Source organism: Ferruginivarius sediminum (genome assembly GCF_003344765.1).
Lineage (GTDB): Bacteria > Pseudomonadota > Alphaproteobacteria > Kiloniellales > Rhodovibrionaceae > Ferruginivarius > Ferruginivarius sediminum.
Map to the genome: position 1 here is coordinate 263229 of NZ_QPMH01000003.1, position 22629 is coordinate 285857.

Consider the following 22629-nt stretch of genomic DNA (forward strand, 5'->3'; position numbering starts at 1 on the left):
CTAGCCTCCTTGGATGGCGGCGTGCTGTGCCTGCGTCAGTTCGGCGACGCCGCGCTCGGCCAGCGTCAGCAGGTTGTCGAAGGTGGCGCGGTCGAAAGGCTCGCTCTCCGCCGTCGCCTGCACCTCGACGATCTGGCCCTTGCCGGTCAGGACGAAGTTGGCGTCGGCCTGGGCGCTGGAATCCTCCTCATAGTCGAGGTCGAGCACCGGCTCGCCGTTTACCAGCCCGCAAGAGACCGCGGCCACGGAGTCGGTCAGCGGGATCTGCTGGATGGCCTTGGCTATACGCATGAAGTCGAAGGCCTGGTAGAGCGCGACGTAGGCGCCGGTGATCGCCGCCGTGCGGGTGCCGCCGTCGGCCTGGATGACGTCGCAGTCGATCTGGATGCTGCGCTCGCCGAAGCCCTGCAGGTTCGTCACCGCCCGCAGGGAACGCCCGATCAGCCGCTGGATCTCCAGTGTGCGCCCGCCCTGACGGCCGCGCGCGGCCTCGCGTGCGCCGCGGGTGTGGGTGGCGCGCGGCAGCATTCCGTATTCGGCCGTCACCCAGCCGCGGCCGCTGCCGCGCATGAAGCCGGGCACCCCCTCGTCGATCGAGGCGGTGCACAGGACGTGCGTATCCCCGAACCTGGCAAGGCAGGAGCCTTCGGCGTGTTTGCTGACGTCGGGCTCCAGCACGACGTGGCGCATCTCGTCGGCGGCGCGGCCGGATGGGCGCATACGGTCACTCTCCTTCATTACGGCGGTCGACGCCATATATCCTTGGGGATCGATCGGGCGGCGACGCTAGCCGAACACCAGGGTATCGTCCACCCTGGCGGGGATTCGGAAATGCCGTCGCCCGACGGGTATATCCGATCCCGCCCGCGTTGACGGGTTTTTGCGGACTACCTAGATTCACGGAACGCGAAAGGCGCGGGACTTTCATGACAAACCAGAGCAGCAGATTGCGCACGGACAGATCCGAGTTGGCAGCTCTCAACGAGCGCAGCCGGGACATCTTCCGTCACATCGTCGAAGCCTACGTCGAGACCGGCGCGCCGATCGGCTCGCGCACGCTGTCGCGCCAGCTCGGCATGCACCTCTCGCCGGCCACGATCCGCAACATCATGGCCGACCTGGAGGACGCGGGCCTGCTATACGCTCCGCACGCCTCGGCCGGCCGGCTGCCGACCGAGATGGGGCTCCGGCTGTTCGTGGACGGGCTTCTGGAATACGGCAATCTGAGCGAGGAGGACCGCAAGCGCATCGAGGGCCGCTGCGCGGCGACGGGCCGCAGCCTGTCGCAGGCGCTGGAGGAGGCAAGCACCATGCTCTCCGACCTCTCGCACTGCGCGGGCCTTGTCGTCGCGCCGAAGATGGAAGAGGCGCTGAAGCACATCGAGTTCGTTTCGCTGGGACCGGGACGTGCGCTGGTGGTCATGGTGACCAGCTCCGGCGCGGTGGAGAACCGCATCATCGACGTGCCGATGGGCCTGCCGGCGTCCTCCCTGGTGGAGGCGAGCAACTACCTGACCTCCCGGCTTGTCGGGCGCACGCTGGGCGAGGCGCAGGCGGCGGTGGAAAGCGAGTTGCAGCAGGACCGCGCCGAGTTGAACGAACTGACGACGAAACTGGTCCAGGCCGGTCTCGCCGACTGGTCCGAGGGCAACCAGGGCGCGTTGATCGTGCGCGGCCAGGCACAGTTGCTGCAGGATATCACCGCCATCGAGGACCTGGAGCGGGTGCGAAAGCTGTTCTCCGCGCTGGAGACCAAGGAATCACTGCTTCGCCTCCTGGACCTGGCCGACGATGCCGAAGGCGTGCAGATCTTTATTGGCGCGGATAACGAACTATTTGGCATGACGGGTTGCTCGATGGTGGTCGCGCCGTATACCAACTCGCGCCAACAGTTCGTCGGCGCCATCGGCGTGATCGGCCCGACGCGCATCAACTACGCGCGGATCATCCCGATGGTCGACTATACCGCAAAGTTACTCGGCCGGCTGGTCGGCTAGAAACATCGAATCACGTAGGAAGAGGACACAAGGCAAGCCCATGACGGCAAAGGAGCAACGCGCCAATCAGGAGCACGAGGCCGAGCCGCGCAACGGCACGGCCGAGGGTGAGCAGCCCGACAACGCCGAGGCCGCCCGCGCGGAAGCCAACGCCAAGGCCGCGGCCGAGAAGGCCGCTCGCCTGGCGGAGACCGAAGCCGGCGAGGCCGAGAGCCAGGAGACGGCGGAAGGGGACCCGATGACGGCGCTGCGGAACGAGGTCGACGATCTGAAGGAACGCCTGCAGCGCGCCGTGGCGGAGACCGAGAATGTCCGCCGCCGCGCCGAGCGCGAGCGCCAGGACGCGGTGAAGTATGCCGCTTCCCCGCTGGCCAAGGACCTGCTGAGCGTGGCCGACAACCTGCGCCGCGCCCTCGACAGCGTGCCGAAGGAGGCCGCCGAGCAGGACGCGAACACGAAGAACCTGCTGGCCGGCGTGGAGATGACCGAGAAGGAACTCTCCGACATACTGGCCAAGCACGGCATCCAGCGCGTCAAGGCGGATCCCGGCGACCGCTTCGACCCGCACCGTCACGAGGCCATGTACGAGGTTCCGACCGACGAACACGCCCCGGGCAGCATCGTTCACGTGGTGCAGAACGGCTACATGCTGCACGACCGCCTGCTGCGCCCGGCCCGCGTCGGCGTGGCCAAGGCCGCCAACGGCAGCGGCGGCGTCGACACCAAGGCTTGAGCAACGGAAAGCGGGTCTGTGGCCGCCGGTCGCAAGCCCGCTCTTCCCGCCCCGATCCCAAGGCGCTCCTCAGTCAGCTTCGCGAACAGCCCCTCCCGGAGCGGGGCGACCTCGGCGGTGGGATGCTATTCGCTCGACACTTGATCTATCAAACGCTGGAAACGATCGAGAAAGGGGTCTTCGCCAACCGCCATCGCCGCAACCCCGGAATTGACGGGGACGATCCAGTCACGCCCGGCACGCGACACGCCGCCGCTGATGTCCGAGCCCTCGAACTCCAATAGCCGGACAGACCCATTGGCGTCATGCAGGTGAATCGTGGCGGCCGCCGTAGCGCCGAAAGGTCCCCTTCCATCGGCCTCGATCATCTGGATCGAGCGCACTTCCCCGGTTTCCGCGAATGCGATTGCGGCGGACGGCAGGTCGCCACGGTCCACCATTCGGTGATAGACGGATTCGCGTCCCTCGTCGCTGAAAACAAGCTTGTCGCCGCCCTCGAACCGAAACGCAAAGGTGAGAGGATCGTCGTTCTCATGGTCGAAGGTTATCTCGTCTCCCTCGACCCCGAATTCGGAACCGACGAAAACATCCATCCGTCCACTGTCGTCGGTGAAGACTTCGAAGACACGCCCATCGCGCCGCAGAACGAAGATATACTGGGAATTCTCCGCCTTGGGCTCCAGACTGCCGGGAACCAGGTACCAAGTGCCGTACAGGCGTTCATCGGCGAGGGCGAGCGAGGCGATCAGGGTCATCGCGACCGCGAGGATGGTGACCTTCATATATTCCCCGGAAACTGCAATGTATGGGTCTGACGTTAAAGGGTGAGCCTTGCCGTGAAGGCAGCGGGATATCCCCGCCCTCACCGACGCGGCGCGATCGGCTGGGCCGCCTCCCTCGCCACGCGTTCGAAGTACGCCGCCTCCTGACCCTGCCGCAAGGCGAAGGCCATAACGTTTGCGCCGAGCGGGATGCCCCAGGCGGTGCCGTCGCGTCGCAAGGCGCCCTTGAACCGAGCCCCGGGCATATGGACCAGCGCGACCCGGTCGTCGCCGTTGCGAAGGTCAACCAACACCGTCTCGGCGTCGCCGAAGAAGTCCTCCGCGTTGGCCCGGCGGTAGGATTCCACCTCTCCTGTCAGTGCGAGACGTAGAAGAGCCGCGTGGAGATGCTTGTCCGCCGGCATCCGCTTATAGACGAAATCCCCCTCGTCGTTCGAGAACACGACCGTATCGTCATCTTGGAACGCGAACGAAAACCGGCCATCCGGTGCCTCGGCCGTTTCGTGGTAGCGGAAGCGGGCGACGCTCCCCTCCACCTCCATGCGCGTGCCGGTGCTGGGCTCCATATCGCCGGACTTCATGCGTGGGATCGTGGCCAAACGCCCGTCGACGTGAAGCGCCTCGGCCCCGTAGGACTCGTCGAAAGAGGTGCTGCCGTCTTCGCCCACCAGATACCAATAGCCATAGAGGCGAGGATCGCCCTGGCAGTTGCCCGGCGCGGCACAGACACCTTCACGCTCGCCGTCGCCGTCCGCCCCCTGCCTCGACGCCTGCTGCGACCGAGGAAGCGGCGACGCGTCCGCGGCCGTAACGCCCCTGGCCGCCGCGCTCTCGTAAAGCTTGCGCGCCATATCCACGTCGCGTTCGACGCCGCGCCCTTCCTCGTAGAGCCGGGCCAGACGGACCTGCGCCTCCGGAATGCCCGCGTCCGCCGCACGCCGATAGAGTTCCGCCGCCTTGCGCGCGTCCTCCGGGCGGCCCTGGCCGGTCTCGTACAGGCGGCCGAGATCCAGCGCGGCCCCGCTCACGCCGTTGGCGAGCGCCCGTTCGAGCCAACGCGCCGCCTCCTCGAAATCGGGGGAGCCGGCAACATCGCCCGTGAGGTGAATCCGCCCCATCACCAACTCGGCCGGCGGATGACCGGCCGCCACGGCCTCCTCCAGGAGAGACAGGCCGCGTGCCTCGTCCGCCCCTACCGCGATGCCCTCAAGCAGCATCACCGCCATGCCGTAGGTGCCGTGCGTGCCAATCTTCCCGGATTCCCGCGATGCCTTCTCGTACAGACGCCATGCTTCCTCGGGATCGGACACACCCCCGGCACCCCCGCGATAGAGATCGGCCAACGCGGCATAGGCCGGCGGAAAATCCTGTCCGGCGGCGCGGCGCAGCATTCGGACGGCACGGTCGAAATCAAGTTGCCGCAGCGAGGGATCGGAGTAGACCAACCCAAGCACGTACTGCGCCTGCGGTACGCCCTGATCGGCGAGATCCTCCATCATGGCCACACCCGCCACGACGTTGCCCTTCCCGCCTTCGCCGGTCAGGTAGCCGTACGCCGTATCGAATATCGTACGTATCTCGCGCTTGTCGGGTGCCGCTTCGAGCGAGTCGTCCAGTGCGCGCAGCGCCTCCAGGCGTTGCGCGCTGTCGGCGTGCGTCGTCTGCCCCGGCGCGATCAGCGCCAGACACAGACATGCGGCGGCTATATATAAATGGTTCGTCGGCGCGCCGAATCTATTTCTCAAAATATCCCCCTGCTTTTGCACGCTTATTTTCCGTTTCGTACAAGTAAAAGATAATAATCTTCCGAATTGCTACTTACTCTTTCGCTTTTTTTATTAAAATATATACTTCTTCCAATTGAATTTCCCGATCTAAAATCGAGAGAATACATGACATTGAAGGTGCCCCCGGCGCTGTCGGTTTCAACACCGCTGGTAGATGAAAGATAGCTTACGTCGTCCCCAATGGTGGTGATATCGAAGACGCCGGTATGAGAATAGTTCGTGTAATCGCGATACGTATGGCCGGTGAAGTCGTAGCAGTATCCGGGCGTAGGTCTCTCCGGGGCCGGGTTGTCCATCATCCTGTAATAGTCCGGGTGATCCCAATGGCGGCAGTAGACGAGCGTTTCCAGTTCCTCGATCGTCGGGACGCGCCAGTCGCTGTGTCCGGCGAACGACACCTCGCCCGGACGCGGTAGCGTGTCCACGTAGACGCGCTTGCGATCGCCTTCGCAGCGCGGCCTGACATGCTTGCCCGGGTGCGCCTCTCTCGGCCACTCGACGAATTCCCTTCCATAGGTGCACAGCATCCATTGCAGCCCGGTCACGACGTCCGTGACCGTGCCGTTGCCGTGATCGCGGTATCGCTGGGCCACCAGATCGTCCCCGCCGCCGGGGTCGAGAGCATCTTCCAGGGCGCGCCACTTCGCCTTCACGGCGTCGCTGACGGGCGGGTCGGCGGCAAAGAAGGCCCGCGCTTTCTCCAGGTCGTCGTCCAGACCCGACGGAAGTTCCAGATGCCATTCCGACAGCCGTGCCGCAACCTGGGGCCCGAGATCGCGCAGGTAAGCCGCCGCGCGCCTGTCGGCAGCGGCGGCGGGCGCGTTCGCGCGCACGTCCCGCCATGCGGCAACCACCGCGTCCGAAAGCCGCTCGCGATGGGACGAGACCACCGCGTCGATCTCCTCGGCTTCCCGCGCCAGCTCCTCGGTCAATCCTTCGCGGCGCACGTCGTCGGCAAAGTCCGAGACGATGCGGGACAGCTCCTCGTCGTAGACACTACGCACGCCATCGAGCAAGTGCAGGGCCTCGGGTTCGGCCCGCCGGATCGCGCGCAGCAGGTCATAGATGTGGACGCGGAAGTCGCCGGTTTCGAGATGGACGATCGGCGCCTGTCCCCGGACGTACTCGGAATAGTCGTAAAGCCCTCGGTCGTGATAGTTGTAAAGCAGGCGGCGCATCACCTCCTTCGCCTCCTCGCGCCCGAGCAAGTGTTCCTTGAAGGAGTCGCGCGCGAACGACGGCCTGACCATGCCACGCCGCGTGAAGGTCTCGCCCCAGTCCGGGCTGCCGGGAACGGTCCAGCCCCATTCGCCCGGCTGTCCCAAAAGGCCCTGATAGGCGCGGTAGATCGATACGTCGTCGAAGATCGTGTCCGCCTCGGGCTTGCCCTGTCGCAGGGCGGCGGGCAACCGGTTGAGCGCATCGCGGCGGAGCACCGCTTGAAATGAGAAGTCGTAGATGCGCGCCATGTCCATCAGATCGCGCGATACCGTGACATGGTCGTGTCCGTTCCAATGCACGGTACCGTCGGGCAAATTGCCCCTGGCCGCGATGGTCAAGAACGGGATCACGCCGTCCTCCGCCGTCAGATTGATGCGGGCCAGGCGCGGCGCCTTGCCGACGAAAGCCCACACCGGCTCGCCCACCAGCACCCACAGCCGGTACTTCAGCCGCATGAGCGGCTCGCCCACCACGGGTTGGAAGATGCCCACCACGCCTGGGCGGAAGGAGAAGGTGCCGCTGACGCCGCTGCTGTCGATCTCGCCCTTGGCGATGATCGCGAAGTCGTCTTCCTCGTCCGCCGCGCGGGAAACGCCCGGCCACGGGATGCCGATCACGGCGATGGCGAGAACGAGAACAAGTCGACGCAGCGCGAGGCGCATCCGGATCTCCCTGCCGGTTCTTGCTCCGTCAGGGAGCAGATTGGACGCTCAGACACCCCACGCGTCCGAGGGAATCCAAATGACCCGGAAAAGTCAATGGAAGTCCCGCCCGGTCAATGTCTCAATTTGAAAATGGAAATTTGGTAGCGTATCAACCACCAAAATGGTTGCGGGCAGGCGCCCCAGTGCTGCTCTGGGTTTGAAAGGATGATTAGGGTGCGGTACACGCTTCCCTCCACTTATGGGGGAAATCGTGTCGGCAGCGAGTCGTGGGCGCGCCGCTCAGCGCTATAGTGATTTTCTATATGAAGCGCAAGTCGCGGCAATGGCCACGCTGGAGACGGCCGTCGCGCCATTTCGGCTGACCGTCATCACACGCGCGGCCGTTGAGGCATGGAAGACGCATTGGAAGCCCATCAACAATCGGGAACTCCCCGATGGTGGATGGGATTGGGAAGCGATCCGACAGGAGTATAGAAACGACCACAAACGCTTTGAGCTGGCGATTTGGGGCGAAAATGAAGAGCTGTGCGGCCTCGCTATCGGTACGCGTAACAAGACAGCCGCCAGGCTTGATGCGATCGAAGGAAGCCCCTCAGATTCGCATCCCTTAAAGGGGCAAATTTTGTTAATCGGTTTGCAAGCTCTATCATGCTATGCTCAGAAAACGGGTCGAGCAGAGGCGTGGCTTATGGAGCCAGTTGAGGGGTTGGTCGAAATCTACGAGCAGGATTTCGGGTTCACCCTTGAACGGCCGCGTAAGTCCGCGCCATATTGCCGCCGGAGGGTTTAGAGATGACCGGGCTCATGAAGTTGCTAAAATCCCATGCTCCGTGGCACCGCCATGAGGGGCACGCCGATGATAATGGCGGCAGCGACGGCCATGAGCCGCGCCCGATGATCGGTCTGTATGGCCAGCTTAGCCCTGAACAGCGCAAAAGAGCGCGCAACGTAAAGGTTCGTGAGCGCTCGGGCCGCAACGATATGCCAACCGTTAAACACGGCTAGTCGTTTTCGCGCTTTTTGTACGGCCCGCGCGACCCCGAAGCTGCCGCCCGAGCATCGATCAGCCCGACGATCCATTCCATGTCGTGAAGCGTGTCGGTAAGGCCAGCGGCCATCGCGCGCGACACGCCGCCAAGGCTCTTGTGCTGGCGGCAGAAGTTGTACCACACGAAATACAGCGCCAGCGCGTGGCAGTGGTTCTCGACCTTCTTTGAGAACGCATTGGTCAGCCGCGTGAAACGGCGCATGCTCATCCGCATGGTGAGGTTCTGCCGCTCGACGTAGGACGTGCTGACGTGCTTGCGGTCGGGGTCGCTCTCGGTGTCCTGCTTGCGCGTACCGATGCACACCGCCGGGCTATAACGATCCTTCGCGGCCTCAGGGGCCGTACCGTACAGCTTCACGAGCTGCGCAAAATCCACATTCACGCCGAATGTACCTTCAACAGCTTCCAGGTACGCCTTGTGGCCGTCCACCCGGTTCGCAAGGCGGCTCGCCACGTCCTGTATGAAGTCGTTCGCATCTTCGGCATCGCGGCTGCCGACAAGCCCGGCCATTTTCAAACTGAGACACTACCCTGGCGCAATTTGCCGCGCATCGCCGGTCTTCAGTGACGGAAGTGCCGCATGCCGGTGAAGACCATCGCCAGGCCCTTGTCGTCGGCGGCGGCGATCACCTCGTCGTCGCGCTTGGAGCCGCCGGGCTGGATGACCGCGCTGACGCCGGCCTCGGCGGCGGCCAGCAGGCCGTCGGCGAAGGGGAAGAAGGCGTCGGAGGCAACGACCCCGCCCTCGGTGCGGCTGCCGGTCTCGCCGGCGGCCTCGGCCGCTTCACGGGCCTTTCGAGCGGCGATGCGGGCGGAGTCGACGCGGCTCATCTGCCCGGCCCCGATGCCGACGGTGGCGCCGTCCCTGGCGTAGACGATGGCGTTCGACTTGACGTGCTTGGCCACGCGGAAGGCGAAGATCATGTCGCGCAGCTCGGCCTCGCTGGGCGCACGGCGGGTGGCGGTCCGCACGTCCTCGGCGGCAACGCGCCCGCCGTCGCGGCTTTGCACCAGCAGGCCGCCGGCCAGGGTCTTCGCGGTCATGCCCGTTGCCGCCGGGTCCGGCATCGCGCCGGTGACAAGGACGCGCAGGTTCTTCTTGGCGGCGAAGACCTCGCGCGCGCCTTCGTCGACCTCGGGCGCGATCACGACCTCGGCGAACAGTTCGCCGACAGCTTCCGCCAGGGCGCGGTCGACGGGCCGATTGACGGCGATGATGCCGCCAAAGGCGCTGACCGGATCGCAGGCCAGCGCCTTTCGGTAGGCCTTTAAAACGTCCTCGGCGACGGCCACGCCACATGGATTTGCATGCTTGACGATCACCACGGCGGGCTCGTCGAACTCCGCCACCGCCTCGAACGCGGCGTCGGTGTCGTTGAGGTTGTTGTAGGACAGTTCCTTGCCTTGAAGCTGCTCGGCCGTCGCCACGCCGGGCCGGCGGCCGCCCGCCTCGCCCGTGGCATAAAACGCTGCCGTCTGGTGCGGGTTCTCGCCATAGCGCAGAACCTGCCGCCGCGTGCCGGCCAGCGACAGTTCGCGCGGGTAGTCGACGCCCTCCTGCCGCGCCATCCAGCCGGCCACGGCCGCGTCGTAGCCGGCGGTGTGGGCGAAGGCATCCGCCGCCAGCCGCCGCTTCAGGGCGTCCGAAAGCGCGCCATCGTTGGCGGCCATGTCGTCCAGGACGGTTTCATAGTCGTCCGGGCTTGTCACCACGGCGACGAAAGCATGGTTCTTTGCCGCCGCGCGCACCATCGCCGGCCCGCCGATGTCGATGTTCTCGACGCAGGTCTCGCGGTCGGCGCCCGAGGCGACGGTCGCGGCGAAGGGATAGAGGTTGACGGCCAGCAGGTCGATCTCGGGAATGCCGTGCTCGGCCATCGCGTCGCGGTGCGCGGCCACGTCCCGCCGTCCCAGCAGGCCGCCGTGAATGCGCGGATGCAGCGTTTTGACGCGACCGTCCATGATCTCGGGAAAGCCGGTCACCTCTGCCACCTCCCTGACTTCCAGCCCGGCCTCGCGCAGCGTGCGCGCCGAGCCGCCGGTGGACAGCAGCTCCACGCCGCACTCCGCCAGGACGCGGGCGAAGTCCACAAGACCGCGCTTGTCGGAGACGGATAGCAGGGCGCGGCGCACCCGAGGTTTCGAGTCGCTCATCGGAGGCTCCCGGTCAGGCTGACGGATAGGTGGTGCGGTCTTACGGCCCCCAACGCAACGGCGTCAAGTGCGCGCCCCCGCGAAGCGCGCCGCGCTCAGGCTGCGGCGGCTTCGTTCGCCACGAAGGCGGTTTCCACGTCCTCCGCCGCGGCGAAACGGCGCAGAAGGTCGGCCGCGCGCGCCACGGCCGGGTCCGGGTCGGCGGGCTCGCCGAAGCAGATCAGCACCATCAACAGGCGCCGCGTATCGGCCGTGATGGCGGTGCGCACGCTGTCGCTCGTCGGGCTGCCGAAGGGTCCGTCGGCGTCCGCGAAGAGCGGCAGGCCCGCCAGGTTCAGATCCCCGCGCCCGATCCCCTCATAGCGCTCGCCCGCCTCGCCGGGCCGGAACAGCACCGGCGGCGACAGCTTGTCAATGTCATAGGCGCCGATGGAGATGCCGGTTTCCAGCGAGACGACGTTGTTCACATCGACGACCGAGTTGACGCGGTAGATGCCCTTGCCCTGCTTCGCCCGGCGCAGCAGCGCCTCCGCCGCCGGGCGGTAGCGGGCCGGATCCTTGCCCAGCGCCTTGTAGGCCCGGCGCGCGGCGGCGATGGCCGGTACCTGCGACGGTGCGCCCTCGCCCAGCGCGGCGACGCGCTCCGCAGCCGTCTCGTCCAGCAGCCGGCCAAGCTCCGGCTCGGCCTCGACAGGCCGCACGGACGCCTCGATGCAGCCCAGGCGCACCGGCACGCCCGTGGCGGCGAAGCGGCCAGCGACGGCGATATCGATCACGTCTTGCCCCCTTCGCGCTTCAGCGCCCACTTCACGGTGGTCCGCCGCTCGTCCGTCCGTGCGCGCAGGACCACCTGCGTGCTGCGCCGCACCTCGTCGGGCCGGCCCAGGTAGACGCTTTCCTCCAGCGCCATTTCCGCCCCGGCAGCACGCAGGCGCCAACCGCTGCCGCCCGGCGTGCGCAACAGCACGGCCGAGCCGTCCTGAACCAGCCCGGCCTTCACATCGGGATGCAGGTGGAAGCGGATCGCGATGGGCGTGCCGGAGGGCGCACCGTCCACGGTGTCTTCCCCGCGCAGGTCGTCGCCCTCGGTGGCCAGATAAAGCCGGCGCTCGTGGAAGGCGCCATGCGTGCGGCGGTAGCCGTCGTGGCGCATGTCCAGCCAAGTGGCGCCCTCGCCCTCCTCCCGACGGCAGATCACGTCCTCGGGCCGCCGGCCCAGGCCGCCACGGGGTAGAAGCTCGCTGGAGTTGGTTTCGCCCAGCGTCAGGGTGGAATGCGCCGCCGTGGCCCGCTGCACCTCTTTCCAGCGCGCGTCACCGTGCTGCGCGCCGCAGTTGACGATTAGGCGGTCGCGGCCGTGGCTCATCTCGAACGACAGCGTGCCGGCGTGGGCATGCGTATCGCAGCCTGCCTCGGGCGGCTGGCCGGCGTCGACGATCAGCAGCGTGCGCCCGGCCTGCATGCGCTGAAAGCCGCTTTGCGGCGCGGCCATGTGGGCGCGGCTGCGCCCGCCGGCGCGCTGCTGCGTCATGTCCAGGAACACCGCCTGCTCTTCCTGCGTGTCGTTGAACAGGGCCAGCGTGCGGTCGGCGTGCTGGTACATCTTCAGGACCGGCACCATGCCCTCGATCGCCAGGGTCAGGCTGCGCGTGCCGTCGTGCCCGGCCGCCGCAAGCGCGGCGCGGATGTCGATCAGGTCACGCAGCACGGCCAAGTGCATCGACGGGCTGCGCTCCACATGGCCGCCGTCGGCCAGGATCTGGCGCGGCAGTTCCGCCTCCATCATGGCAAGGCCGCGACGTAGCCACCCCTCGCCGTCGGGCAGGCACAGGCCGGCGTAGACGAGACCTTTCAGGGCGGCGATCAACTCGGCGCCGGTCAGGCCCGCGGGCAGGCTGCGATAAAGGTCCCGCGCCTGCCGCGCCAGAGAATCCAGTAGCTGCGTGCAGAATGCGACGTCGGCGCTGGCGGCGAAGAACTCGTACTGGCCCAGCCAGTTGGCGATGCGCCGGCCAGTCGTCGCGGGCGCCCAGGCCTGCTCGCGCGGGCCGGGATGGCGGGCGATCCAGTCCCCGACCAGCTCACGGGCGCGGCGCCGGGCGGCATCGCCGCCCAGGACCCGCAGGTCGCGCAGCCACCCGAAGGCGTGCAGTTCCGCCACCCAGTCGCCCTCGGCCCCGATGGGATTCCAGAACGGCGCCGGGTTGGCCAACGTCCGCCCGGCAAAACGGAAGCGGTTTTGGATGATGCCCTGGCCAAGCTCCGCCGTGCCCGGCCAGGCGTCGCCCGGCTGGCGCAGCAGGTGCGAGGGCGTGCGGCCGCTCAGTGTCCAGCGATAGACGGCGCTGGACCGATACGGCCGCTTCAGCGCGAAGAGCGTCCGTTGCCACTTCAACGCGGTGGGCAGGCGGATGAACGCGCGCAGGCTGGCCGGCAGGCCCGGCCGCCGCGTGGGGCGGGGCCCGGCGGCCGGCGAGGTCTGCTGCGCCGCCGCCTCGCCGTCCATATCTCAGCCCTGTCCGCGGAGCCGCGCGATGTTGCCGGCGTAGGCGTTCGCGCCGCCCTTGAACGTCGCGGAGCCCGCGACCAGCACATCCGCCCCGGCGGCCACGGCCTCCGCCGCCGTTTCGGCGTTGATGCCGCCGTCCACCTCCAGATCGATGGCGCGGCCCGAGGCGTCGATCATCTCGCGCAGCCTTTTCAGTTTTCGTTTCGCACTCGGAATGAACTTCTGGCCGCCGAAGCCGGGATTGACGCTCATCACCAGGATGAGGTCGACCATGTCGATCACCTCTTCCACCGCGGAGATGGGCGTGCCCGGATTTATCGAAACACCGGCCTTCTTCCCCTGCGCCTTGATCGCCTGCAGCGAGCGATGCACATGCGGCCCCGCCTCGGGGTGCACGGTGATGATGTCCGCACCCGCTTCGGCGAAGGCCGCGATGTAGGGATCGGCGGGGGCGATCATCAGGTGGACGTCGAACGGCAGGTCGCTGTGCGGCCGCAACGCCTTCACGACGTCCGGGCCGATGGTGATGTTCGGCACGAAGTGGCCGTCCATCACGTCGATGTGGATATAGTCGGCGCCGGCGGCGCTGACGGCGCGCACCTCTTCGCCCAGGCGGGCGAAGTCGGCGGAGAGAATCGAGGGGGCAATGCGGGTCGGTTGCTGCATGCACCCTTGACTATCAGCAAGCCCGAACCCCCGCAAGCGGGCTTACGCGCTCTCCGATAGGCGCGTCGTGCGCTCCAGCACGCGCAGCCGGCTCATCACCAGGTCGCGGTCCAGATAACAGCCCTGCAGGTGCCGTCGGCCGCTGTTCGGGTCGAAGGCATCCCGGCCGTGCAGGACGCGCAGGTTGTCGAACGCGATCATTTGCCCCGGACCCAGCGTGAAGCGGATCATGAAATGCGGGTCGCGCAGCATCGTCCAGAATTTCCGATAGGCCGCGTAGAACGCCTGCATCCGCGCCGGCGGAACGTCCAAGGCGTCGCGGATCCAGTTGTTGAAGCGGATCTCGCACAGCGCGCCGTCGGCGTCGCGGCCGATTGTGGGCGCCCGGAAGCGGATATCGGACTCCTCGTCCTGGAAGCGGAAATCCACGGGCTGCGTCGCCAGCACCTCGAAGGCCTCGGGGTCTTCGCGCTGCAGGGCCTCGGCCACGGCGAAGCCGTCGGTCAGGATCGACGCGCCGCCGGTGGCGCCGTTCTCCAGGCAGTAGAGAAGCTGAAAGTCCGGCGGGCGCTGCCAATTCGGCAGGTCCACGTGCGGCTCCAGCTTGATGGCCGTGTAGGCGGCGTTGTTCGGATTCGGCTTCGAAACGACATCGAAGGTATGGCCGAAATTGGTCTCCCGCGCCCAACCGACGCGCCCGACAACGTCCAGGAGCGAACCCTCGGCCGTGGGCCCGTCGCTCAAAAGCGCGAGACCGTGTTCGGAGAGCGCGTGCAGCCAGCGCCGCAAGCCGGCGTCACTCTCCATCAACTCAGCATAGGACACCGAGGGAATGGCGCCCTGCATCTCGGCGCCCCAGGGCCGTGCCCGGCGGCTCTCGGTGTCCGCCGCGCGATTGGTGTAATCGCGCTCCCGCAGCCAGGCCGGGTCGAACAGGCTTTCGTGCCAGCCGCCGTTCTCGGGCCACAGCAGGCGCAAGGCACCATCCGGGCGCAGTTCGACGCGGGGCGGGTCCAATTCCTCCGGTAGGTCCAGCAGCTCGAAAGTGCGCTCGCGCGTCTGTGGGTGCCGGCACTGCGCGCAGGCACAGTTGTCGCGCAGCCAAAGGTGGTGGAAACGGCTGGTGCGCCCGTCATCCCAGGTCAGTGCAACGGCGCCGTCCTCCGCCGTTGCCGCCACAATGCGCTGCGCCGCGCGCGATGGCGCGAATTCCCCCATATCGACGATAGGGCCGTCCGGGGTCATGCCGGGTCTCCTGTCCGTGTCTCCTTACGCCTCGAAGAATTGTGTCCTCGCCCGGGCTTGCGCAAACGATTAATCTCGCGGCTGAGACTTAGACAAACTTATGGGCCGCTTCCGCATGAGTGGGTCGCTTCCGCCGCTGAACTGGCTGCGCGCCTTCGAGGCCGCCGCCCGCCACATGAGCTTTACCGAGGCCGCACGCGAACTGGGCGTCACGCAGTCCGCCGTCAGCCAGCAGGTTCGCTTACTGGAAGGCCGGCTGGGCCAGCCCCTGTTCCGCCGTCTGGCACGCAGCCTGGAACTGACCGAGGCCGGCCGCGCCTATCTGCCGAAAGTGCATCAGGCGTTCGAGACGCTGGGCCACGCGACGGAGGAAATCTTCGGCAGCCGCGACGACCGGCCGCTGACGGTGCGCGCCACGCTGGGCTTCGCCGCGCTGTGGCTGGTGCCACGCCTTGGCCGCTTCCGGGAGGCCAATCCGGACGTCGCGATCAACCTTGTCACCAGCCTGTGGCACGACGCGCGGGGGAGCGAGGGCATCGATCTGGAGATTCGTTACGGTACGACAACGGAATCCGATTTCACCGCCGAGCAACTGACCGAAGAATGGCATTTCCCCGTCTGCACGCCGGCCCTGGCGGCTCGACTGTCCGCGCCTGGCGACCTTGCCGGCTATACGCTTCTTCATACGGTCGGGTTCGAGACCGGCTGGCCGCAGTGGTTGAAGGCCGCGGGGGTTGCAAGCGAACCGTCGGAGCCCGGCCGCGTGAGCTGCGATACCAGCGTCCTCGCCCTCGACCTCGCGCGAAGGGGCGCAGGCGTGGCGCTGGCGCGCACCACCTATGCCGAGGAGGCGCTGGCACGCGGCGACCTTGTGGCGCCCTTCGATCTGCGGATTCCGGCGGAGGGGTTCCATCTCCTGACCCCGCGCCGCCGGGCCTTGCCGCCGCACACCAAGGCGTTCCGGGACTGGCTGTTGTCGGAGATCGCGGCGCCTGGACCGAACCGGGACTAGCTCTCGCGCTTGTGCAGGCGGCAGGCGTAGAAGCCGTCCATCCCGCCGCGCTCCCCAAGGTGGCAAGGCAAGGTGCGCAGATCGCCTGCAGGTGTGATCGCCTCCGAAAGTCCCCCGATTTCCTCCGGTCGGACCGGGACGCGCTCCAAATCGTTTCGGCTTTGCAACAATACGTCGACCTGCTCGGACCCTTCCGCCGGCTGAAGCGAGCAGACGGCGTAGACCAGCGTGCCGCCCGGTGCCAGCATCTGCGCCGCTGCCGCCAGCAGGTCCCGCTGAACCGCCGCCATGGACGGCACATCCTCCGGCCGCTTGAGGCGCGCGATGTCGGGATGCCGGCGCAGAGTGCCCGTAGCCGTGCATGGCGCATCCAGCAGGATCGCCTCGGCCGGCTGCGGCGGCGTCCATTCCGTCAGGTCGGCGGCAACCGTCGCGGCGGCCAGGGAAAGCCGGTTCAGGTTCTCGCCAAGCTGCTGCAAGCGCTGTTTGGAGCGGTCGACCGCCAGCACCGTGGCGCCGGCGGCGGCAAGCTGCGCCGTCTTCCCGCCGGGCGCGGCGCAAAGGTCGAGGATGTGCCGGCCGCTGACGTCGCCCAGCAAGCGGGCGGGCAGCGCGGCGGCCGCGTCCTGCACCCACCAGGCGCCGTCGCCGTAGCCCGGCAGCCGCCGCACGTCTCCCGAGCCCGGCGGCAGGCGCAGCGTGCCCGTCGGCAGAATCTCGGCCTCCAGCCGCTCGGCCCATGCCTCCCGGTCCGCCTTGACGGAGATGTCGAGCGGCGGCTCTTGCAGGTGCTGCGCGGCGATGGCGCGCGCCGTTTCCTCGCCATAGGTCTCGCACCACGCCTGCCACAGCCAGCGGGGCGTGTTGCGGCGCTCGGCGTCCTGATCGGCCAGGATGGCCTCGCGCTCGCGCACAAGCCGCCGCAGCACGGCGTTGAGAAGCCCCTGATGCGGGCCGACGCGCACGCCGGTGGCCAGCGCCACCGTCTCGCCAACGGCGGCATGCGCCGGCACGTCGAGGAACAGAACCTGCGCCGCGCCCAGGCGCAGTAAATCCTGGACCGCGTTCAGCTTGCCCTTCAACGGCCTGTCCAGGCAGCGGGCGATGGCGTTGTCGAGCTGGCCCACCCGGCGCAACACCGTCGTGGTGAGAAGCCTGGCGAAGGCGCGGTCGCGCGGCTGCAGATCGCGAAGCCGGGGAATGGCGGCGCCGGCATCCTCCAGGGTTTCGCCCTGGCGCAGGATGCGGCGTATCCATTCGAAAGCGGCGCGGCGCGACTCGCGTCCGGCCGAGCGGTTAGGAGTGTCGGGAGATTGCGTCATGGGCGGGGTCTAGCACGGCCCCAAGCCGGCGACCAACGCCGTTCTCAGCCCCAGGGGCTCGCCGGGCGATTGCCGCCGCCGCTGCCTGTCTTGCCCCACTCGCGGGCCAGCGCTTCCAGCCGGGCCACCCGCTCGCTCGTGGCGGGGTGCGTGGAGAACAGGCTGCCGAAGTGCTTGCCGGACAGCGGGTTGATGATGAACATATGCGCCGTCGCGGGGTTCTTCTCGGCCACGCGGTTCTCGTGCGACTTGGCAGCGCCCGCGATCTTGTCCAGCGCCGAGGCGAGCCACAGCGGCTGGCCGCAGATCTCCGCGCCGGCCCTGTCGGCGGCGTACTCGCGGGTGCGGCTGATCCCCATCTGCACCAGCATCGCGGCCAGCGGCGCCAGCAGCGCCACCAGCAGCGCGCCCATGCCGCCCAGCGGATTGTCGCGGTTGTTGCCGCCGAACAGGCCCGCGAACATCGCGAAGTTGGCCAGCATGGAGATGGCGCCCGCGATGGTCGCCGTGATGGTCATCGTCAGCGTGTCGCGGTTCTTCACGTGCGCAAGCTCGTGCGCCATGACGCCAGCGACCTCCTGGCTCGACAGGCGGCGCAGCAGGCCCGTTGTGGCGGCGACGGCGGCGTTCTCGGGATTGCGCCCAGTGGCGAAGGCGTTCGGCTGGTCGTTGTCGATGATGTAGACCTTCGGCATCGGCAGGGAGGCGTTCTCGGCCAACTGTGCAACAATGCCATGGAACTGCGGCGCGGTGTTCTGATCCACCTCGCGCGCGTGGTACATCCGCAGCACGATCTTGTCCGCGTTCCAATAGCTGAACAGGTTCATGCCCAGCGCCAGCACGAACGCGATCAAAAGCCCGCCCTCTCCGGCGACAAGCCAGCCGGCCGCCAGAAAGATCGCGGTCAGGGCCGCAAGAAGCACGAATGTGCGAAGCGTATTCATCACCGTTCGAATTCCCGTGGATAAGCTCCATGGTGAGCCGCATTTTATCTGGGCGGGGCGGAACTGCCGTTCAAGTCTGCCCGGCGTTGCCTGCGCCGCCGCCACATGCCATATCGGAAAGTGCCATGACCAAGCTGTTCAAAAGCCTCGTTCCCAAGCCGGCGAAACGGCGCGCACCGCAAGCGTCGGGCCGTCAGCCCGCCCACCCCGTCGACCGCGAGAAGCTGGAGCAGGCCGCGCGCGCCGGGGAAGCCGATGCATCCACCGCCCCGGCCACAACGGACGAGACGGCCGGAAAGCCGAAGGAGATCGGCGGCCCCGACGGTCCCGAGCCCACGCGCTATGGCGACTGGGAACGCGGCGGCATCTGCTACGATTTCTGATCGACACGCATAGCCCACCAAGGCGCTTGACGTTCCTCCAACTGGAAGGCGGAAAACCTACGGCGGTATTCGCATCCAGATGGAAGGAACCGGAAACGTGGCGATGCGTTGGAAGCTGGCTGTCGCGGGTGTCGCCGTCGCGGTTGCCGCTGGCGGCTGGGCGGTTTTCGAAGGTGGGCTGCTCCAGGAGCCGGCGAAAGCGGATTCGCTCTCGCAGGCGGACCTCAAGCTGGGCGGGCGGCTCTATCAGCAGAACTGCGCGACATGCCATGGCATGAACCGGCAGGGACAGCCGAACTGGCGCGAGCGGAAGCCGGACGGAAAGATGCCCGCCCCGCCGCTCGATGGCTCTGGCCACACGTGGCACCACCCGGATGAACAGCTTCTGGCCATCATCGACCAGGGCGTCGAGGCGCTGGCCCCGGACGGCTACGAATCCGACATGAAGGGTTTCGGCGACCGGCTCGACAACCGCGAGATGCGCGTCATCCTCGGTTACATCAAGTCGCAGTGGCCCGAGGACATCCAGGAGCGCCAGGCCACCCTCGACGACCGGCAGGGTTAGGCGGCCGGAACGGCCTATTCCCCGCCTTCGGGGCCGTAGAACATCACCCAGGTCTCGAAATCGTCGCTGAACTCCTCGAAGCGGTGATCGTCGCCCGCCGCCGCGAACAGAACGTCGCCCGGCGCGAAGGGCGTGCGCTTGCCGTTGCGCATGAACGTGCCGGTACCCGAGAGCACGACGTAAAGCTCGTCCTGACGATGCGGCTTCTGGGGGTCGTGACCGCGCGGGGCATAGTGGCGCAGGGTCATGGTGCCGTGGCGCATCAAAAGCGCCGAGCCGCGGCCCGGGTCCGGCTCGACGTTTCGAGCCTGCTCCGCCGTGATGCGCCAGCCGCCTTCCGGTTCCGCCATATCCGCCTCCCTCAATCGAAACGAATGTGCTTCAGGTAATCGGGTTCGCGAATGCCTTGCCGCATCGCCGGGTCCGCCTCGGGCCGGCCAAAGGCGCGGTGCGTCGGCAGCACGCCGGCCCACACGGGCGCGTCCATGTCCTCCGCGTCGTCGCTGGGCGGCCCCTGCCGGATCTTGGCCGCAACCTCGCGCAGCTCCATCCGCATGACGGCGGTGGCCTTCATTTCCTGTTCCGTCGGCGCGCGCAGCTCGGCCCAGCGGCCGGGCACCAGCCGTTCGGTAAAAGCCTCCAGCGCGTGCAGCTTCTCGTCCGTATCCTCGATCTCCTCGGCCGTGCCATAGGCCACCACCGAGCGGTAATTGAACGAGTGATGGAAGCCGCTGCGCGCCAGGACCACGCCGTCGAGCAGCGCGACGGAGAAACACACCGGGACGCCGACCCCGACGCGGCGGATCATCCGGCTGGCACTGGAGCCGTGCCAATAGACATACGCGCCGCTGCGCCAATAGGCCGTCGACGTTACGTAAGGCTGGCCGTCGAAGACATAGGCGACGTGGCACATCAGTCCGGCATCCAATACGCCGTGCACGGCCTCCCGGTCATAGCGCGCACGGACGTTGTTGCGCCGGATCCGGCTGCGGTCCGTCTTGGCGTAAGCGTCCGGCGCGGTGCCGTCGGGCGGGGTCATGGTCGTTCCTCCTGTCGCTCGGTTTCGCCGAGTATCCCGGCAAAGCGGTTGTGCCGCGAGGGCCGCTTGTGTCTTTCTATAGGGACCGTTTTCAAGAGGACATCATGCCCCGCCGCGCCGACCGCAGTGCGCTGGTTTCGCTTTCCCTTGACGCCGCCGGCGCCACGCCGCTGCACCGCCAGCTATATCGCCAGCTTCGCGAAGCCATGCTGGCCGGGCGGCTGGCGCCCGGTGCCCGGTTGCCGTCGAGCCGGGCGCTGGCGCGCGAACTGGGCTGCGCCCGCAACACGGTGTTGAGCGCGTTCGACCAGCTTTTCGCGGAAGGCTATCTGGATGGACGCTCCGGCTCTGGCACCTATGTCAGCCGGGTACTGCCGGAGGGCCTTTTGCCGAAAGAGGCTTCGCCGGCGGAGAGCGAAGATGCGGGCCGGCGGGTCCTGTCGCACCGGGGCCGGACGCTGGCCGCGCTCTTCCCGGTGCGCGGCGAACGGCCATCGGCTTTCGAGCCCGGCGTGCCCGATACCACGCTGTTTCCCTTCGAGCTCTGGCGCCGCCTGTTGACCCGGCCGTGGCGCGGGGACACGGGCGCGTTGACACGCCATGGGGATGCGGGCGGATACCGTCCGCTGCGTCAGGCCATCGCCGATTACCTGCGCGGGGCGCGCGGGCTGGATTGCGACTGGCGGCAGGTGTTCGTCACCAGCGGGGCGCAGCAGGCGTTGGACATCGTCGCACGGCTGCTCCTTGACCCTGGCGAAGCGGCGTGGGTGGAGGAGCCAGGCTATGGCGGGCTGCGCGGCGCATTGACGGCCGCCGGTGCGCGAGTGGTGCCGGTGCCGCTGGACGATGAGGGGCTGGACATCGCCGCCGGCCGGAAGACAGCCTCCGATGCGCGGCTGGCGGTCGTTTCGCCGTCGCATCAATATCCGATGGGCACCGTGATGAGCCTGCCGCGCCGCCTGCAACTGCTCGACTGGGCGCGGGCGGCGGACGCCTGGATCGTCGAGGACGATTACGACAGCGAGTATCGCTATGCCGGACCGCCGCTAGCGGCCTTGCAGAGCCTCGATCGCGGCGGCCGGGTGATCTATCTCGGTACCTTCTCGAAGGTGCTGTTCCCGGGTCTGCGCATCGGCTACCTCGTCGTGCCGGACGATCTGGTGGAACCGCTTGCAAGGGCGCGGCGGGCGCTGGACGACCATCCGGGCATCGTGGCGCAGCCGGCCCTTGCGGCGTTCATCGCGGAGGGGCACTTCGCCGCGCACCTGCGACGGATGCGGCGTCTTTACAAGGCCCGGCAGGACGCGCTTGTCGGTGCGGCGGAGCAAGAGCTGGCGGGCTTGCTGGAGGTCGCGCCCGATGCCGCCGGGATGCATCTGGTGGCGGCCCTTGCCCCTGCCCTGGCGGCGCGGATGAACGACTGGCAGGCGGCGGCGCGGGCGCTGGACGCGGGCGTCACGGCCCCCGCGCTTGCCGATTATCACTTCGCCACGCCCTACCGGCAGGGTCTTCTGCTGGGCTATGCCGGCGTGCCGGAAAGCGAGATCGCCCCGGCTGTCCGACGGTTGGCGCGGGCGCTTGCCGCTTAGGGCGAGGCGGGGTCGCCGGGCGGTGTCGTCCCCTGGCTCTCCCGCTCCAGCAGCGCCTTCTTCCGCTTCACCCCCCAGCGATAGCCGCCGAAGCCGCCATCCCCGCGCAGCGCGCGGTGGCAGGGCACCAGAAGCGACACCGGATTGCGCGCGCAGGCGCTGCCGACCGCGCGCTGGCCCTTCGGGATACCCAGCGATTCGGCAAGCTGCTTGTAGGTGCGCGTCTCGCCGTAGGGAATGGCGAGCAGACCCTGCCAGACACGGCGCTGAAAGGCCGTCGCGCGCACGTCGAGCGGCAGGTCCATGTGCGGCGTGCGGCCGGTGAGGTAGTCGAGCAACACCTCCAGCGCTGGGCGGATGGCCTCGTCGTCGCGCCGGATCTCGTCGGCCTTGGGAAACTCCTGGCGCAGTTCGTGTTCCAGATATTCGTCCGAGTCACCCAAGGCGACGAAGCACACGCCCTTGTCGGTCGCCGCCACGATCAGCAGGCCCAGCGGCGAATCGATGGTGCCGAAAGCGATGCGCGCCCCGGCCCCGCCCTTGGCATAGCTGGCGGGTGTCATGCCAAGCCGCCGGGCCGCGTCCTCGTAGACCCTGCTGGACGAGCCATAGCCGGCGCCATAGGTGGCCGAGGTGACCGACTCGCCGCTTCGCAGTTCGGCGCGGAACCGGGCATCGCGTCTGGCATCCGCGTAGTCGCGCGGGCTGACGCCTACGATGCGGCGGAACAGCCGCTGCAAGTGCCAGGGGCTGACGTCAAGCCGCGCGGCAAGCTCGGCCAGCGTCAGGCGCTCGCCGTCGGCTTCTTCGAGAATCGCGCACGCGCGGCGGACGAGCGCCAACTGGCGATCCGCCGCGGATGGCTGGGTTGTGATGGTTCTCTCGCTCATGCACCGAAGGATAGGCGTGTCGCAGCAGAGGTGCTATCCGAAGCTTGCGCGCCACCGATACACCGTAAAGACATGCAG

Annotated in this window: 22 protein-coding genes and 1 pseudogene; 8 read left to right on the forward strand and 15 right to left on the reverse strand. The window is 67.7% G+C overall.

Annotation, left to right across the window (positions count from 1 at the left end):
• Entirely contained in the window at nt 1-720 is a 720-nt protein-coding gene (gene rph, locus DRB17_RS04970) for a ribonuclease PH (protein ID WP_114581076.1), read from the reverse strand.
• A 206-nt stretch (nt 721-926) separates the two neighbouring features.
• Here rph and hrcA point away from each other — a divergent pair, with 206 nt between their 5' ends.
• Both hrcA and DRB17_RS04980 read left to right on the forward strand, forming a co-directional pair.
• Nucleotides 927-1997: a heat-inducible transcriptional repressor HrcA gene (hrcA, locus tag DRB17_RS04975; RefSeq protein ID WP_114581077.1), complete on the forward strand. Its 1071-nt coding sequence runs from the start codon at nt 927-929 to the stop codon at nt 1995-1997.
• A gap of 40 nt (nt 1998-2037) precedes the next feature.
• Nucleotides 2038-2730 (forward strand): nucleotide exchange factor GrpE, encoded by a 693-nt coding sequence (locus DRB17_RS04980; RefSeq protein ID WP_114581078.1) that lies wholly within the window; start codon nt 2038-2040, stop codon nt 2728-2730.
• A gap of 125 nt (nt 2731-2855) precedes the next feature.
• On the opposite strand, the gene DRB17_RS04985 is transcribed toward DRB17_RS04980, so the two are convergent.
• The 3 genes from DRB17_RS04985 to DRB17_RS04995 all read right to left on the reverse strand — a co-directional run bounded on the left by DRB17_RS04985 (nt 2856) and on the right by DRB17_RS04995 (nt 7182).
• A complete protein-coding gene (locus tag DRB17_RS04985; protein ID WP_147274805.1) occupies nt 2856-3485 on the reverse strand; it encodes a hypothetical protein in 630 nt (209 codons plus the stop codon).
• Nucleotides 3486-3592: 107 nt separating this feature from the next.
• Nucleotides 3593-5257 (reverse strand): tetratricopeptide repeat protein, encoded by a 1665-nt coding sequence (locus tag DRB17_RS04990; RefSeq protein WP_147274806.1) that lies wholly within the window; start codon nt 5255-5257, stop codon nt 3593-3595.
• A 23-nt stretch (nt 5258-5280) separates the two neighbouring features.
• Nucleotides 5281-7182 carry an Lcl C-terminal domain-containing protein gene (locus DRB17_RS04995; RefSeq protein WP_114581081.1) on the reverse strand — a complete coding sequence of 634 codons (1902 nt, stop codon included), beginning with the start codon at nt 7180-7182 and terminating at the stop codon, nt 5281-5283.
• A gap of 325 nt (nt 7183-7507) precedes the next feature.
• Here DRB17_RS04995 and DRB17_RS05000 point away from each other — a divergent pair, with 325 nt between their 5' ends.
• Nucleotides 7508-7975 carry a hypothetical protein gene (locus DRB17_RS05000; protein WP_147274807.1) on the forward strand — a complete coding sequence of 156 codons (468 nt, stop codon included), beginning with the start codon at nt 7508-7510 and terminating at the stop codon, nt 7973-7975.
• Between the two features lie 2 nt (nt 7976-7977).
• Complete coding sequence (locus tag DRB17_RS19840) at nt 7978-8190, forward strand: hypothetical protein (protein WP_147274808.1); 213 nt, start codon at nt 7978-7980, stop codon at nt 8188-8190.
• Here the strand turns inward: DRB17_RS19840 and DRB17_RS05010 are convergent.
• The 6 genes and pseudogenes from DRB17_RS05010 to DRB17_RS05035 all read right to left on the reverse strand — a co-directional run.
• A pseudogene (locus DRB17_RS05010) lies at nt 8187-8735 on the reverse strand (IS1 family transposase); the annotation flags it as partial. The gene DRB17_RS19840 and the pseudogene DRB17_RS05010 sit on opposite strands and share 4 nt — an antisense overlap.
• A gap of 59 nt (nt 8736-8794) precedes the next feature.
• The gene (purH, locus tag DRB17_RS05015; RefSeq protein ID WP_114581085.1) at nt 8795-10387 is read right to left on the reverse strand and encodes a bifunctional phosphoribosylaminoimidazolecarboxamide formyltransferase/IMP cyclohydrolase; all 1593 of its coding nucleotides are present in this window, start codon (nt 10385-10387) and stop codon (nt 8795-8797) included.
• A 95-nt stretch (nt 10388-10482) separates the two neighbouring features.
• Nucleotides 10483-11163 carry a B3/B4 domain-containing protein gene (locus DRB17_RS05020; protein WP_147274809.1) on the reverse strand — a complete coding sequence of 227 codons (681 nt, stop codon included), beginning with the start codon at nt 11161-11163 and terminating at the stop codon, nt 10483-10485.
• Nucleotides 11160-12893 (reverse strand): heparinase II/III family protein, encoded by a 1734-nt coding sequence (locus DRB17_RS05025; RefSeq protein WP_114581086.1) that lies wholly within the window; start codon nt 12891-12893, stop codon nt 11160-11162. Before DRB17_RS05025 ends, DRB17_RS05020 begins: the two co-directional genes overlap by 4 nt.
• A 3-nt stretch (nt 12894-12896) precedes the next feature.
• Nucleotides 12897-13562: a ribulose-phosphate 3-epimerase gene (rpe, locus tag DRB17_RS05030; protein WP_114581087.1), complete on the reverse strand. Its 666-nt coding sequence runs from the start codon at nt 13560-13562 to the stop codon at nt 12897-12899.
• Nucleotides 13563-13604: 42 nt separating this feature from the next.
• Nucleotides 13605-14807 carry a TauD/TfdA family dioxygenase gene (locus DRB17_RS05035; RefSeq protein WP_206607784.1) on the reverse strand — a complete coding sequence of 401 codons (1203 nt, stop codon included), beginning with the start codon at nt 14805-14807 and terminating at the stop codon, nt 13605-13607.
• A 115-nt stretch (nt 14808-14922) separates the two neighbouring features.
• Here DRB17_RS05035 and DRB17_RS05040 point away from each other — a divergent pair, with 115 nt between their 5' ends.
• Nucleotides 14923-15819 carry a LysR substrate-binding domain-containing protein gene (locus tag DRB17_RS05040; protein ID WP_114581171.1) on the forward strand — a complete coding sequence of 299 codons (897 nt, stop codon included), beginning with the start codon at nt 14923-14925 and terminating at the stop codon, nt 15817-15819.
• Here the strand turns inward: DRB17_RS05040 and rsmB are convergent.
• Together rsmB and htpX are read right to left on the reverse strand one after the other, a co-directional pair.
• Complete coding sequence (gene rsmB, locus DRB17_RS05045; RefSeq protein WP_114581088.1) at nt 15816-17141, reverse strand: 16S rRNA (cytosine(967)-C(5))-methyltransferase RsmB; 1326 nt, start codon at nt 17139-17141, stop codon at nt 15816-15818. The genes DRB17_RS05040 and rsmB overlap by 4 nt on opposite strands.
• Nucleotides 17142-17185: 44 nt before the next feature.
• Complete coding sequence (htpX, locus tag DRB17_RS05050; protein ID WP_114581089.1) at nt 17186-18085, reverse strand: zinc metalloprotease HtpX; 900 nt, start codon at nt 18083-18085, stop codon at nt 17186-17188.
• 125 nt (nt 18086-18210) lie between these two features.
• Here htpX and DRB17_RS20905 point away from each other — a divergent pair, with 125 nt between their 5' ends.
• Nucleotides 18211-18468, forward strand: coding sequence for a DUF1674 domain-containing protein (locus DRB17_RS20905; RefSeq protein WP_114581090.1), 258 nt, complete (start codon nt 18211-18213; stop codon nt 18466-18468).
• Between the two features lie 103 nt (nt 18469-18571).
• Nucleotides 18572-19033 carry a c-type cytochrome gene (locus tag DRB17_RS05060; protein WP_114581172.1) on the forward strand — a complete coding sequence of 154 codons (462 nt, stop codon included), beginning with the start codon at nt 18572-18574 and terminating at the stop codon, nt 19031-19033.
• Between the two features lie 14 nt (nt 19034-19047).
• Here the strand turns inward: DRB17_RS05060 and DRB17_RS05065 are convergent, their stop codons facing one another.
• Together DRB17_RS05065 and DRB17_RS05070 are read right to left on the reverse strand one after the other, a co-directional pair.
• A complete protein-coding gene (locus DRB17_RS05065) occupies nt 19048-19383 on the reverse strand; it encodes a cupin domain-containing protein (protein ID WP_114581091.1) in 336 nt (111 codons plus the stop codon).
• 11 nt (nt 19384-19394) lie between these two features.
• Nucleotides 19395-20072 (reverse strand): pyridoxamine 5'-phosphate oxidase family protein, encoded by a 678-nt coding sequence (locus tag DRB17_RS05070; RefSeq protein ID WP_114581092.1) that lies wholly within the window; start codon nt 20070-20072, stop codon nt 19395-19397.
• Between the two features lie 104 nt (nt 20073-20176).
• Here DRB17_RS05070 and pdxR point away from each other — a divergent pair, with 104 nt between their 5' ends.
• Nucleotides 20177-21661 (forward strand): MocR-like pyridoxine biosynthesis transcription factor PdxR, encoded by a 1485-nt coding sequence (pdxR, locus tag DRB17_RS05075; protein WP_114581093.1) that lies wholly within the window; start codon nt 20177-20179, stop codon nt 21659-21661.
• Here pdxR and DRB17_RS05080 read toward each other — a convergent pair.
• Complete coding sequence (locus DRB17_RS05080; protein WP_114581094.1) at nt 21658-22551, reverse strand: bifunctional transcriptional activator/DNA repair enzyme AdaA; 894 nt, start codon at nt 22549-22551, stop codon at nt 21658-21660. The two genes, pdxR and DRB17_RS05080, sit on opposite strands and share 4 nt — an antisense overlap.
• Between the last annotated feature and the right edge of the window lie 78 nt (nt 22552-22629).